The organism is Amycolatopsis balhimycina FH 1894 (assembly GCF_000384295.1).
GTDB lineage: Bacteria > Actinomycetota > Actinomycetes > Mycobacteriales > Pseudonocardiaceae > Amycolatopsis > Amycolatopsis balhimycina.
On the sequence record NZ_KB913037.1, the window covers coordinates 2,576,928 to 2,589,737 of the forward strand.

At 72.4% G+C, this 12,810-nt stretch carries 15 protein-coding genes and 1 pseudogene; 8 read left to right on the forward strand and 8 right to left on the reverse strand.

Features of this window, described 5'->3' with window-relative positions; translation table 11 throughout:
- Nucleotides 1–54 precede the first annotated feature (54 nt).
- Nucleotides 55–642 (forward strand): TetR/AcrR family transcriptional regulator, encoded by a 588-nt coding sequence (locus A3CE_RS0110805; RefSeq protein ID WP_020640097.1) that lies wholly within the window; start codon nt 55–57, stop codon nt 640–642.
- Here the strand turns inward: A3CE_RS0110805 and A3CE_RS0110810 are convergent.
- Nucleotides 639–1,742 carry a Gfo/Idh/MocA family protein gene (locus tag A3CE_RS0110810; RefSeq protein ID WP_020640098.1) on the reverse strand — a complete coding sequence of 368 codons (1,104 nt, stop codon included), beginning with the start codon at nt 1,740–1,742 and terminating at the stop codon, nt 639–641. The genes A3CE_RS0110805 and A3CE_RS0110810 overlap by 4 nt on opposite strands.
- On the reverse strand, nt 1,739–2,473 hold the full coding sequence (locus A3CE_RS0110815) for a sugar phosphate isomerase/epimerase family protein (RefSeq protein WP_020640099.1): 735 nt from the start codon (nt 2,471–2,473) through the stop codon (nt 1,739–1,741). Before A3CE_RS0110815 ends, A3CE_RS0110810 begins: the two co-directional genes overlap by 4 nt.
- A gap of 198 nt (nt 2,474–2,671) precedes the next feature.
- On the opposite strand from A3CE_RS0110815, the gene A3CE_RS0110820 reads away from it, so the two are divergent.
- Together A3CE_RS0110820 and A3CE_RS0110825 are read left to right on the forward strand one after the other, a co-directional pair.
- A complete protein-coding gene (locus tag A3CE_RS0110820) occupies nt 2,672–2,872 on the forward strand; it encodes a hypothetical protein (protein WP_020640100.1) in 201 nt (66 codons plus the stop codon).
- Between the two features lie 85 nt (nt 2,873–2,957).
- A complete protein-coding gene (locus A3CE_RS0110825; RefSeq protein ID WP_020640101.1) occupies nt 2,958–3,812 on the forward strand; it encodes an SAM-dependent methyltransferase in 855 nt (284 codons plus the stop codon).
- 17 nt (nt 3,813–3,829) lie between these two features.
- Here the strand turns inward: A3CE_RS0110825 and A3CE_RS0110830 are convergent, their stop codons facing one another.
- The 3 genes from A3CE_RS0110830 to A3CE_RS0110840 are packed head-to-tail and all read right to left on the reverse strand — an operon-like array spanning nt 3,830 to nt 6,088.
- Nucleotides 3,830–4,801, reverse strand: a complete 972-nt coding sequence (locus A3CE_RS0110830) for a transporter (protein ID WP_020640102.1) — start codon at nt 4,799–4,801, stop codon at nt 3,830–3,832.
- A complete protein-coding gene (locus tag A3CE_RS0110835; protein WP_020640103.1) occupies nt 4,798–5,682 on the reverse strand; it encodes an ABC transporter ATP-binding protein in 885 nt (294 codons plus the stop codon). Before A3CE_RS0110835 ends, A3CE_RS0110830 begins: the two co-directional genes overlap by 4 nt.
- Nucleotides 5,683–5,692: 10 nt before the next feature.
- Nucleotides 5,693–6,088 (reverse strand): GntR family transcriptional regulator, encoded by a 396-nt coding sequence (locus A3CE_RS0110840; protein WP_020640104.1) that lies wholly within the window; start codon nt 6,086–6,088, stop codon nt 5,693–5,695.
- 120 nt (nt 6,089–6,208) lie between these two features.
- On the opposite strand from A3CE_RS0110840, the gene A3CE_RS0110845 reads away from it, so the two are divergent.
- The 4 genes and pseudogenes from A3CE_RS0110845 to A3CE_RS56410 all read left to right on the forward strand — a co-directional run.
- A complete protein-coding gene (locus tag A3CE_RS0110845; RefSeq protein ID WP_020640105.1) occupies nt 6,209–6,982 on the forward strand; it encodes a cyclase family protein in 774 nt (257 codons plus the stop codon).
- A complete protein-coding gene (locus A3CE_RS0110850; RefSeq protein ID WP_020640106.1) occupies nt 6,979–8,598 on the forward strand; it encodes a thiamine pyrophosphate-binding protein in 1,620 nt (539 codons plus the stop codon). Before A3CE_RS0110845 ends, A3CE_RS0110850 begins: the two co-directional genes overlap by 4 nt.
- Nucleotides 8,599–8,688: 90 nt before the next feature.
- Nucleotides 8,689–9,687, forward strand: a complete 999-nt coding sequence (locus tag A3CE_RS0110855) for a hypothetical protein (RefSeq protein WP_020640107.1) — start codon at nt 8,689–8,691, stop codon at nt 9,685–9,687.
- Nucleotides 9,688–9,987 (forward strand): annotated as a pseudogene (locus A3CE_RS56410) (DUF6537 domain-containing protein); the annotation flags it as partial.
- On the opposite strand, the gene A3CE_RS0110865 reads toward A3CE_RS56410, so the two are convergent.
- On the reverse strand, nt 9,968–10,591 hold the full coding sequence (locus A3CE_RS0110865; RefSeq protein ID WP_020640109.1) for a response regulator: 624 nt from the start codon (nt 10,589–10,591) through the stop codon (nt 9,968–9,970). The pseudogene A3CE_RS56410 and the gene A3CE_RS0110865 overlap by 20 nt on opposite strands.
- Nucleotides 10,592–10,656: 65 nt before the next feature.
- On the reverse strand, nt 10,657–11,163 hold the full coding sequence (locus A3CE_RS0110870; protein WP_026468357.1) for a hypothetical protein: 507 nt from the start codon (nt 11,161–11,163) through the stop codon (nt 10,657–10,659).
- Nucleotides 11,164–11,268: 105 nt separating this feature from the next.
- Here A3CE_RS0110870 and A3CE_RS0110875 point away from each other — a divergent pair, with 105 nt between their 5' ends.
- Entirely contained in the window at nt 11,269–11,988 is a 720-nt protein-coding gene (locus A3CE_RS0110875) for a M24 family metallopeptidase (RefSeq protein WP_020640111.1), read from the forward strand.
- Between the two features lie 109 nt (nt 11,989–12,097).
- Here the strand turns inward: A3CE_RS0110875 and A3CE_RS0110880 are convergent, their stop codons facing one another.
- Nucleotides 12,098–12,739, reverse strand: coding sequence for an FMN-dependent NADH-azoreductase (locus tag A3CE_RS0110880; protein ID WP_020640112.1), 642 nt, complete (start codon nt 12,737–12,739; stop codon nt 12,098–12,100).
- Between the last annotated feature and the right edge of the window lie 71 nt (nt 12,740–12,810).

The window sequence follows — 12,810 nt, forward strand, 5'->3', positions numbered from 1 at the left end:
ACGCGCGGTGCGGCATGATGGGGCCGTGCACGCCGCCGAGACGACCGCGACCCCGTGACCGGGGGTTACCTGAAGGGCCGGATCCGCCGCGAGGACATCATCACGGCGGCCGCCACGGTGTACGGCGAACTCGGCTACCACGGCTCTTCCCTGCGCGCGATCGCCAAGCGCGTCGGGATTTCGCACGCCGGCCTCCTCTACCACTTCCCCACCAAGGAGGCCCTGCTCGCCGCCGTGCTCGAACGGCGGGACGCCGAGGACTCCGAGCGCGAACAGCTGACGGTGCCGCCCGGGCTGGACGTCCTGCGCCACTTCGTCGCGCTGGCCGGGTACAACGTCCGCCACCCCGGCATCGTCGACCTCTACTCGCGGCTGGCCGCCGAAGCGGTCGCCCCGGACCACCCGGCGCACGAGTACTTCGTGCGCCACTACCAGGCCGCGCGCGCCGGCGTGCACGAGTCGTTCGCGGCCCTCGCCGCCCGCGGCGAGCTGCGGGCGGGCGTCGAACCCGGGATGGCGGCGCTGACGTTCATCGCGCTGATGGACGGGCTGCAGGTGCAGTGGCTCACCATGCCCGGCGACGTCGACCTCGTCGGCTCGCTGCGCAGCTACTTGCAGAACGTGCTCACCGTCCCGTTCTAGAGGCTCTTCGCGTACGGGTCCCAGCCCGCCGGCAGGGCGGGCGGGACGGCGGTGGCGCTGCCGACCTCCACGGACTGCCCGCGGTTCAAGGACTCTTTGATCGCCAGCAGCGCGTCGAGCACGTGGTAGGCCAGCTCGCCGGACGCGCGTTCGGGCACCCCTGCCCGGATCGCCCTGGCCAGTTCCAGCGTGCCGGTGCCCCGCGAGGCCGCGTGCCCGTGAGCCGCCAGTTCTTCCGGCTCGCCGTCCCCGGACCGGTACAGCCGTGTCGGGCCGTCGAACCGGTTGGGGTCCGGCAGCACGGCGGTGCCGAGCGTGCCGGTCAGCTCGACGAACCCGACCCGCCTCAGCGCCGAATCGAAGCTCAGCACGAGCTGGGCGGAGCTGCCCGCCTCGAACTCGACGAGCGCGGTGACCGTGGTCGGCACCGTCACCGGGAACGCGGTCCCGGCCCGCGGGCCGGACCCGATGACGCGGGTTTCCCGCGCCCGGCCGCCGGCCCCGGTGACGCGCCGGATCGGGCCCAGCAGGTGCACCAGCGTCGTCAGGTAGTACGGGCCCATGTCGAGCAGCGGCCCGCCGCCAGCCTGGAACAGGAACTCCGGGGCCGGGTGCCAGCTCTCCGGCCCGGGCACCTGGAACAGCGCGATCGCCGTCAGCGGCTGCCCGATCCGCCCCGCGTCGACGGCCTGGCGGGCGGTCTGCAGCCCGGCGCCGAGGACGGTGTCGGGCGCGCCGGCCACCCGCAGGTTCTTCTCCCGTGCGCGATCCAGCAGCTTGCGGCCGGTCTGGCGGTCGAGGGCCAGCGGCTTCTCGGCCCAGACGTGCTTGCCCGCCTCCAGCGCGGCGAGCCCGACCTCGACGTGTGAAGCCGGGACGGTCAGGTTGACGACCAGCTCGACATCCGCGTCGCCGAGCAGTTCGGCCACCGTGCCCGAACGCGGCACTCCGAACCGGTCCGCCCGCGCCGCCGCGCGGCCGGTGTCGAGGTCGGCGATCCGCAGCACCCGGACGTCCGGGAAGCTCGTGAGGTTTTCGAGGTAGGTGCCGCTGATGGTGCCGGCGCCGACGATCCCGACGCCGACCGGGCCGCCGGTCACCGGACGGCGCCGGTCAGGAAGGCGTGGCTGGCGGCGAGGGCCTCGAAGAGGTCGCCGTCGAAGGCGTCGAACTCGACCACGCGCAGCGCGTCCGGCGCGGCCGCGAGCACTTCGGCGACCGGGATCCGGCCCTGCCCGGCCGGGACCTGGCCGGTGGCGTCGGTGGCGAGGCCGCCGTCCTTGACGTGGATCGCGCGGACGCGGTCGCCGAGGCGCCGCAGCAGGGCGGCCGCGTCTTCGCCGCCCGCGGCCGCCCAGTAGGTGTCGATCTCCAGGGCCACAGCCGGGTCGAGCCGGTCGGCGAACACTTCCAAGGCGCTGCGGCCGTCGATCCGGGACTCCAGCTCCCACCAGTGGTTGTGGTAGCCGACGCGGACGCCGTGTTCGGAGGCGAGCTTGGCGGCGGCGTTGAGCGCCTCCGCCGTCGCCGCGATGCCGGCCGGGTCCTGCCACTGCTCCGGCCGGACCATCGGGTCGATCACCAGGCCGATGCCCAGTTCGGCCGCGGCCGCGAACACGGCGGGCTGGTCGGTCCCGATCAGCCGGGCGTGCGCGGTCGGCGCGGTGAGGCCGTTCGCGGGCAGGCCGGCCCGCAGCGCTTCGGCGTTCTCGACGACGCCGTACGGCTCGACCTGCGTGAAGCCGATCGCGGCGAGCCGCCGCAGGGTGCCGGCGGGATCGGCCGCGAAGGCGTCGCGGACCGAATACAGCTGCACGGAAAGCAGGCTCATCCCGGCTCCTGAGGTCACGGTGGCGGCCGCCCGCCACGGCTGTCCCCAATTCCTACCACCTGGTCGAAATTCCCACCAGGGATTTCGCGGCCGCCCGGCGCCGCACGTCGCTGTTTCGGCAAGCGCGTTTTGGCAACCGGCCGATGGGGCAGTAACCCGAAGAGGGGAACCCAGCGACCGATCCGGGAGGCGCGGCGAGTGGACAGGTCAGGGGACGAAACGGACACGCCGGCCGTCGGCCACCCGGCGTTCCGCCGCGACCTGACCGAGCTGTCCGAGGCCGTGCGAGACCTCGACCGCCGGATCGACCAGCACCTGGAACGCCTGCGCCGGGAACGCGCCCAGCGCTTCCGCGCCCGTGACGACATCCCGGACCAGCGGCTCCGCCCGAGCGGCTGAACGGGCGACCTCGCGTTTACCGCCCGGACGCGGCCTACTACGCTGGGTGGCGCAACGCCGCCCGCCGAAGTCCTGCGAGGTCGCCATGTCCGACACCCCGCCCGCGCTGTCTCCGAGCCAGAAGCCGGTGGGAGTCGACCCCGACCGCCCGAGCATCGCGCGCATCTACGACGGGTTCCTCGGCGGCCACAACTTCTACGAAGTCGACCGCGTGGTGATGGAGAGGATCCGCGCGGCGGTCCCGGAAGCGGTGGACATCGCCCGCGGCAACCGCGGGTTCCACAACCGCGCATTGCGGATGCTGGCGAACCAGACCGGGATCCGGCAGTACGTCGACTGCGGGTCCGGGCTGCCGACGGCGGAGAACACCCACCAGATCGTGCAGCGCATCGACAAGGACAACACAGTCGTCTATATCGACAACGACCCGGTCGTGCTCGCGCACGGCCGCGCGCTGCTCGTCGAAAACGACTTCACCCACATGGTCGAGGCGGACATCTTCAAGCCGCAGGGCGTCCTGAGCCACCCGGACGTGCTGCGGCACATCGACTTCTCCGAGCCCGTCGCGCTGCTGCAGGTCGGCACGATGCACCACTTCGAGGGCGACGGCGTCGTCGACATCATGCGCGAGTACATCGACGCGCTGCCGTCGGGCTCGTACGTCGTGCTGTCGCACTTCTTCGACCCCGAAGTGCCGGACCTGACCGAGATCGCCAAGCGCATCGAGCAGATCCTCGTCCAGGGCCCCCTCGGCGCCGGCCGCTTCCGCACCCGCACGGAGATCGAGGCGATGATGGACGGCCTCGAGCTGGTCCAGCCGAACGCGACGTCCGAGCCGGGCCTGGCGGTGTGCGACGAGTGGTGGCCGGACGGCCCCCGGCTGACGCCGCTGAGCGGCTCGGCCCGCTGCGTCGCCGGGGTCGTCGGCCGCAAGCCGTAAGCCGGCCACCGCACGGATCACGCGATGGTGCGGAGGCGGCGGATCGCGAAGAAGACCAGCGCCGCCGCCAGCAGCACGAAGATCCCGGTCTCGATGCCCTGGAAGGTCCAGAACCGGTCCCCCGGCTGGTACCGCAGCCAGTTGTAGGCGCCCGGCCCGGCCTCGGTGGCGCCGCAGCCGCCGGGTGGGCAGGGACCGATCTGCGCGCCCGGCAACACCAGCTCGCCCGCGGCATTGCGGACTCCGTTGTCGAGGACCCAATCCCCCGACGCGGAGTTCGGCGTCTGCCTGCTGTCGGGCGCGAACGACAGGGTCCGCGCCGGCAGGTACCGCGGCCGGGCCAGGACCTCGATCGCCACGCGGATCGCCGCGAACCCGACCAGGGCGATCCCCATCGCGGGCAGGACTTTCCGCCAGTACGTCCCGGCGAAGACGCCCAGCGCCAGCGCGAACAGCGTGTACGCGACGGGAACGATCCCCTGGACATCGAACGAGATGTAGGTCAGCCGGCCGGTGCTCGCCGAGACCAGCGGCTGGAACCACCACGACACCCCCAGCGCGTAACCGACCGCCAGCACCGCGGTGATCGCGCCGAGCAGGCCGAACTTGACCAGCGCCCAGTGCAGGCGGCTCACCCCCTGTGTCCACACGAGACGGTGCGTGCCCTGCTCGACCTCGCGGGCGACCAGCGGCGCGCCGAAGAAGACGCCGACCAGGACCGGCAGGACCACGAACAGCACCGCGACGAACACCATGCCGCTGAACTGCTGCTGGAACTGGTGCCCGAGGCTTTCGCAGCGCGCCGTCGCTTCGGTCTGCGTGATCATCGACGCGCTGCCGAGCGCGGCCCGGCAGCCGGGCAGGCCGAGGCTGTCGTACTTCGCGTGCATGGCCAGGCCCGTGGGCACCATGATCGCGGCCAGCGCGATCAGCGCACCGAAGGTGAACAGCGCCTGCTTGCGGTGCTGGCGCCAGGTCAGCCAGATCATGCGGGCACCTCCCACGCGGCCGCGCTCACCCGGGCGCCGGCATCGTCGAGGTAGGCCAGCACCACGTCTTCCAACGTCACTTCGTGCTCCGTCCACAGTGGATCGATCGGGCCGTCGCCGCGGCGGACCAGCAGCGTCGACTGGCGTTCGGTGTGGCTCGCCCGGACCACTTCCGCCACCCCGGCGATGGATTCGCTGCCCGCCCGCGGGCCGACGAGCGTGCGGTGCCCGTCGAGCAGTTCCTCGACGGCGCCGGTCAGCCGGACGCGCGAAGCCTGCAGGACGACCAGGTGGTCGCAGGTCCGTTCGAGGTCGGCGAGCAGGTGGGAGGACAGCAGTACGGTGGTCTCGCTCTCGGCGACCGCACCCATCAGCGTCTGCATGAACTCGCGGCGGGCGAGGGGGTCGAGGCTCGCGATGGGCTCGTCGAGCAGGAGCAGCCGGGGGCGCTTGGCCAGGGCCAGCGCCAGCGCGACCTGCGCCCGCTGGCCGCCCGAGAGCTTGCCGACCGGCTTGTCCGGCGGGATGCCGAGCCGGGCGAGCCGTTCGCGGGCGAGCGCGGTGTCCCAGCGGCGGCGGTTGAGCTTGGCGCCCATGGTGATCAGCTCCGCCGCGGTGAAGTCCCGGTAGAGCGGGGTGTCCTGCGCGACGAACCCGATGTCGGCGAGGACGGACCGCGGGTCGCGCCCGAACACGCGCACCTCCCCCGCGTCGGGCCGCAGCAGCCCGACGGCCAGGTGCAGCAACGTCGTCTTGCCCGCGCCGTTCGGGCCCACCAGCGCGGCGATCCGCCCGGCAGGCAACTCCAGCGCGCAGTCCCGCAACGCCCAGGCGCGCCCGTACCGCTTGCCCAGCACGCGGGCTTCCAGCGCCAGTTCCATTCCGGACTCCCTATCCCAGTTCGTGCGGCACCCGGGTGCCGCGAATCGTGGTCTCGATCAGTGCCGCGATGTCGTCGGCCGACATCCCCGCGGCGTCGGCGCGCTCCAGCCAGGCCACCAGTTCGTCCCGCAGCTGCGCCTGGCTGCCCAAGGACGGGCCGGCCAGGCTGCCGGTGACGAACGTGCCGACCCCCGGCTTGCCCTCGGCCAGCCCTTCCAGCACGAGCTCGCGGTAGGCCTTGAGCACGGTGTTCGGGTTGATCGCCAGCTCCTGGGCCACTTCCCGCACCTTCGGCAGCTGGTCGCCGGGGCACAACAGGCCGACCCGAAGCGCTTGTTTCACCTGCACGACGAGCTGCATGTACGTGGCAACCCGGGAGCGGCCGTCGAGGACGAACTCGATCACCTGCCCACCCTCCTATTGTCCTACGACATTAAGACAACACCCTCGGACGCGGGACTGTCAAGGAGACGCGGGCGGGCATAGGGTTTCGTCCGGGACGCACACCGGCACCGGGAGGCAGGCATGTCGTTGTTGGACGGGCTCGGCAAGGCGATCGCCGGCGGCGCGATCGAGATCGTCGACCTCACCGCTCCCCTGAGCTCGAGCACGCCGATCCTGCAGCTGCCGGAGCCGTTCGCCAACACCATCCCGTTCCGGCTGGAGGAGATCAGCCGCTACGACGAGCGGGGCCCGCGCTGGTACTGGAACGACATCCACACCGGCGAGCACACCGGTACCCACCTCGACGTCCCGGTGCACTGGGTGTCCGGAAAGGACGGTCACGACGTCTCTCAGGTGCCGCTGAAGACGCTCGTCGCCCCCGCGGTCGTGCTGGACTTCTCCGCGCAGGCCGCGAAGGACCCGGACTTCCTCCTCTCCATCGACGACGTCCACGCGTGGACGGCCGAGCACGGGCCGCTGCCCGACGGCGGCTGGCTGCTCTACCGCACCGGCTGGGACGCGCGCAGCGGCGACCAGGAGGAGTTCCTCAACGCCGACGAAACCGGGTCGCACACGCCGGGTGTCTCGCCGGAGTGCGCGCGGTGGCTCACCGAGGAAACGCCGATCACCGGGCTCGGCGTCGAAACCGTGGGCACCGACGCGGGCCAGGCACCCGGGCTCGAGCCGATGTTCCCCTGCCACGAACTCCTGCTGGGCGCCGGGAAGCACGGCCTGACGCAGCTGCGGAACCTCGCTTCGCTACCGCCGACCGGCGTGCTGCTGGTGGTTTCGCCGCTGCCGATCGTCGGCGGCTCCGGCAGTCCCGCGCGCGTGCTGGCGCTGGTGGAGCGGTGAACGTCGCCGAGCTCGTCGGCCGCACCCTGGCCGGCCTCGGCGCCGGGACCGCGTTCGGCGTGGTGGGCAGCGGCAACTTCGAGGTGACCAACGCGCTGCGCGCGGGCGGCGTCCGGTTCGTCGCCGCCCGGCACGAGGGCGGCGCGGCGAGCATGGCCGACGCCTACGCCCGGATCAGCGGCAAGGTGCCGGTGCTGTCGCTGCACCAGGGCTGCGGGCTGACCAACGCCATGACCGGGATCGCCGAGGCGGCCAAGAGCCGGACGCCGATGCTCGTGCTGACGGCCGATTCCGCGGCGTCGTCGGTGTTGTCGAACTTCCGCGTCGACCAGGACGGCCTGGCCGCCGCGGTCGGCGCGGTGCCGGAACGCGTGCACTCGGCCGCGAGCGCGGTCGCCGACACCGTCCGGGCCTTCCGGACCGCGCGGCAGCAGCGCCGGACCGTGGTGCTGAACCTGCCGCTCGACGTGCAGGCCCAGCCCGCGCCGGCGCAGCCCTCACCGCCATCGGTTCCGGGGCCCGCGCCGGTGCGGCCGGACGGCGGTTCGGTGACCGCGCTCGCCGACCTCCTCGCCGCCGCCGAGCGGCCGGTGTTCATCGCCGGCCGCGGCGCCCGCGGGAGCCGGGAACCGTTGCGGGCACTGGCTTCCCGGTGCGGGGCGCTGCTGGCGACGTCCGCCGTCGCGCACGGGCTGTTCCACGGCGAGGAGTTCGCGCTGGGCATCTCGGGCGGGTTCTCGTCCCCGGTGGCCGCCGAGCTGATCGTGGGCGCCGACCTGGTCGTCGGCTGGGGGTGCGCGCTGAACATGTGGACCACGCGCCACGGGTCGCTGCTCAGCCCGCACGCGAAGCTCGCGCAGGTCGATGTCGAGCAGGCGGCTCTCGGCGCGCACCGCCCGATCGACCTCGGCGTCGTCGGCGACGTCGCCTGCACCGCTGCGGACGTTCTCGCCGTGGCGAAGGAGCGCAAGGGCTATCGCACGGAAGACGTCGCCGCCCGGATCGCGGCCGGGCGCTGGAACGACGTCGAGCACGACGACCTCTCCCGCGGCGGCCGGATCGACCCGCGGACGCTGAGCAAGCTCCTCGACGAGCTGCTGCCCGCCGAGCGGATCGTCTCGATCGACTCGGGCAACTTCATGGGTTATCCGAGCGCGTACCTCTCGGTGCCCGACGAACAGGGGTTCTGCTTCACACAAGCGTTCCAGAGCATCGGGCTGGGCCTGGGCACGGCGATCGGCGCGGCGCTGGCCCGCCCGGACCGGCTGCCGGTGCTCGGCACCGGCGACGGCGGGCTCCACATGGCACTGTCCGAACTGGACACCGCGGTCCGGCTCAGGCTGCCGCTGGTCGTGATCGTCTACAACGACGCCGCCTACGGCGCGGAGATCCACCACTTCGGCGACGCCGACATGACGACCGTCCGGTTCCCCGACTCCGACTTCGCCGCGATCGGCCGCGGTTTCGGCTGCGCCGGGGTGACCGTCCGGTCCGCCGAAGACCTCTTCGCCGTGCGCGAGTGGCTCGCCGGACCGCGCACCGCGCCCCTGGTGATCGACGCGAAGATCGCCGACGACGGCGGTTCGTGGTGGCTGGCGGAGGCGTTCCGGCACTGACCTGTCCTTGACAGCGGTCCGGGCGAGCTGGATGCTGGCCGAGTTGTCCTATAGTCGTAGGACAGTGGGGGAACTACTCCGGGAGCTTTCATGCGCTTCTTCCGTACGGTCATGACCGTGCTCGTGGCCGCCACGCTGGTGGCCGCCCCGGCCGACGCGAGCCAGCCGCGGCCGCCTTCCCATCCCGCGGGCGCCCTGCTCGCCGCGTTCGACGACCACGCGATCGTCGCGAAGTCGAGCCCGGACGTCGGGACGTTCCTGTTCGACCTCGTCCGCGACCCGCGTTTCCCGGGCAAGGTGAACGACATCGCCGTGGAGTGCGGGAACGCGCGTCTCCAGCCGCTGCTGGACGCCTACATCGCCGGCGGCGACGTCCCCGGCATCAACCGCGTCTGGCGTGAGACGACCCAGCCGAGCTGCGGGTTTTCGACGTTCTACGAACAGCTTTTCGCCCTGGTGCGCCAGGTCAACACAACGTTGCCGGCGGCGCGGAAGATCCGCGTGCTGGCGTGCGACCCGCCGATCGACTGGAGCGCGGTCCACGCCCCGGCAGATCTGGAGCCGTTCATGGACCGGGACGCGTCGATCGTGTCCGTGGTGAAAACGCAGGTGCTGCAGAAGCATCGCAAGGCGCTGATGTTGTTCGGCCTGGGACACTTGACGCACGACGGCGGCAGCGGCGCGGTGGCGCAGCTGGAGCGCGAGTACCCGAGCGCGGCGTACGTCATCGCGGATCACCGCGGCTTCGCCTCGGACAACGCGCGGCTCGAACAGCGGCTGGGGTCGTGGCCGGCCTTGGTGCCACTGAAGGGTTCCTGGCTGGGCACGCTCGACACGAGATACTTCCCGACGAACCGCGACTACCCACCGGGCACGCACGGATATCCGGGCGTGGACGCGTATCTGTACGAGGGCCCGGCCGACCTGCTGCTGCGCGAACCGCTGTCGGCCCGCGCGGTGCTGGACCAGGCCTACCTCACCGAGTTGCGCCGCCGGGCGACCGCGGTGGACGCGCCGCCGGACTCGATCGAGTGGCCGGAGACGTTCTTCGAGCGGGAGCGAACGTCCGGGGTCCTGCTGCGCGGCTAGCGGCGCAAGATCAGCCTCGGCCCGTGGTTCCGGCCGGCTTTCCTGCTGCACGCACTGCGCCGGCTGCGCGGCACCCGCCTCGACCCGTTCGGCCGGGCACATGTCCGGCGGGTCGAGCGCGAGCTGATCGACGACTACCGCGCCGTGGTCCTGCGAGCTCTCCAGGACGTCGACCGGGACCGGGTGCTGGCGCCGGCCGAGCTCCCCGACGTCATCCGCGGCTACGAGGGCGTCAAGCTGGCGAACGTGGCCCGGTACCGCGAACGGCAGGCCGAAATCCTCACGCGCGCAGGTAACTGAGCATCGACTGGGTCTCGTCGGAGACGCGCAGCTTCGCGCTGACGTCCCCGGCGTGCCGCCGCGCGGCTTCGGTGCCGATGCCGAGCAGCCGCCCGATCGTGGGCACCGAATGGCCTTCGGCCAGCAACGCCACGACCTCGCGTTCGCGCTCGGTGAGCGTCGCCACGGGGTCGCCGGGCCGCGGCCTGGCCAGCTGGACCGCGACGACGTCCCGGTCCAGCACCGTGCCACCGGCGGCGACGCGCCGCAGGGCGTCGAGGAACTCGTCGGGCTTGCCGACCCGTTCCTTCAGCAGGTACCCGGCTCCCCCGCCGCCGGCGGCCAGGAGGTCACCCGCGTAGCCGTCTTCGACGAACGCCGAAAGCGCGAGGATCGCCAGCCCCGGCACCCGGCGGCGCGCCTCCAGAGCGGCGCGGAGCCCTTCGTCGGTGAACGTCGGCGGCATCCGGACGTCGACGACGGCCAGGTCCGGCGCCTGCGCCTCGACCGACGTCACCAGGTCACCGGGGTGGTCCACGGCGGCGACGTCGAAGCCTTCGCTGCGCAGGAGCAGCACCAGCCCCTCCCGCAGCAGGGCGTCGTCCTCCGCGATCACGATGCGCACGGCGGCTGCCTCCTCGCGTCCACGTCATCCCCTGCCTGGATGCACGGACGCGCGAGCGGAACCGTTCAGCTGTCGCCGGACCAGCCGCTCAGCCGGGTCAGCAGGCGTTCGAGCACCTGCGGGTCCGCGACCACCGGATCGCCGGAGACCGGCTCGTCGACCAGGGTCCGGCGGTCCTGCCGCCGCGGCAGGCGCACCTGCCGCGCGGTCATCCCGCCCGGCAGCGGCAGCTCGCACCACGTCGTGCGGCCTCCGCCGTCGGCGGGCGCGACGCCCATCCGCTCGCCGAGCCGGGCCTGCGGTTCCGGCCGCCCGGGCACGTCGTCGTCGACCTCGATCGAGAGCACCTCGGCGCGGAGCCGCAGCCGCAGCGTGACGAACGCGGGCGCCTTCGGGTCGCTGGCGTCGATCACCGCCTCGACCAGCCGTTTCGCGGTGCCGGTCACCTGCTCGAGCATCGGCATCAGGGACCAGTCGGTGAGAATCAGGCGGACGAAGAGCTCCGTCACCGGCAGCGCGCTGGGCTGCGCGACGAGCCGGATGTCGTCCATCTGGGAGGTGTGCGCGCTCAACCCTGACCTTCCTCACCCAGGTGTGACCGTTCCGGGTCCCGCATCTTGCCACCCGGCCTCCGGCGGCACGGTACCGGCCGCGTTCACGTTGCTACCGTCGGGGCCATGAGTGAGCTGGTCGAGGACGAGGCGTCCCGCGCCGAGCGGCTGCTGGACGCGCAGGCGAAGGCGGTCGAGCTGTTCGCGGCGGTGGCGGACCGCGGCATCCTGGCGCCCGGCGTCCGGGAGACCGAGGCGAGCGACGCGATCCGCGACCTGGCCGGTGACCTGCTCGGCATCCGCCGCTACTGGCACAAGCGGATCGTCCGGGCGGGCGTCAACACGCTGCGGCCGTACCGCGAGAACCCGCCGAACCGCGTCCTCGGCGAGGACGACATCGCGTTCGCCGACTTCGGCCCGATCTTCGAGGACTGGGAAGCGGACTTCGGCCGGACGTTCGTGCTGGGCGACGACCCGGTCAAGCACCGGCTGCGCGACGCCTTGCCGAAGGTGTTCGACGCCGGCCGCGCGTACTTCGCCGCGCGGCCGGACATCACGGGTGCCGAGCTGTACGCGCACATGGTGGAGCTGGCGCGGGAGGCGGGCTGGGAGTTCGGCGGCGAGATCGCGGGCCACCTGGTCGGGCAGTTCCCGCACGAGACGATCGACGGCGCCCGCATCGACTCCTACATCGCCCCCGGCAGCGACGGCCCGATGCGGCGCCCGGACTCGGCCGGGCACGCGTCCCACTGGATCCTCGAGGTGCACCTCGTGGACCGGGCGCTGGGCATCGGCGGGTTCTTCGAGCAGCTCCTCGACATCGGGCCGAGCGCCGCGAACTCCTGACCGGCACGCACCGAGCGCCCCAATGCCACATTGGGTGCGTCCAGCGCACCCAATGTGGCGTTCGGTGCGTCTGACGCACCCAATGCCACATTGGGGCGTTTGGGCCGGGTCAGACGCGGGCCGGGACCCACAGCTCGTCGATGGCGCTTTCCGCCGCCGCCAGGCTCTCCTCGGCGAGGGGGATGAGCTCCGCGAGCGCCGGGCGCACCGGCGCGAGCGTCAACTCCGCCGTGATGAACCGCGGCTCCAGCCCGGTCAGCGAGACGCCGTGAGGCAGCCACTGCTGGGCGTGGTCCCAGCCCTCGCGGGGCGTGCCGTCGCCGTATCCGCCGCCGCGGGCGGCCAGCACGACGAACTCCCGGCCGCCGAGGAGGCCGGCGTACGTCTCGGAGTCAACCGAAAGTCCCGGGGCGATGAGGTGGTCGACCCACGTCTTGACGCTGCTCGGCGGCCCGAAGTTGTACAGCGGCAGGCCCAGCAGCACCGTGTCGGCCGCCTTGACCTCGTCGATGACTTCCCGCGTCCGCGCCCACGACGCGGCCTGCTCCGGGGTGTGCTGCTCCGGTGGCACGTTCCGGGCCAGGCCGCCCGCCGCGTCGAAGTGGGGCAGGGGGTTCGCGCCCAGGTCGCGGTAGGTGAGCGTGCCGTCCGGGTGCGCGGCACGCCACGCCGCCGCGGCCCTCGCGGTGAGACGGCGGCTCACCGAACCGTCGCCCTGGATGCTCGAGTCGATGTGGAGGAGATGCGCCATGTCGTTAGCCGCCCATAGATCGTTGGTGTAGGACAAACTATTGATAGCACATCGACCATTGCTGTGCCCAT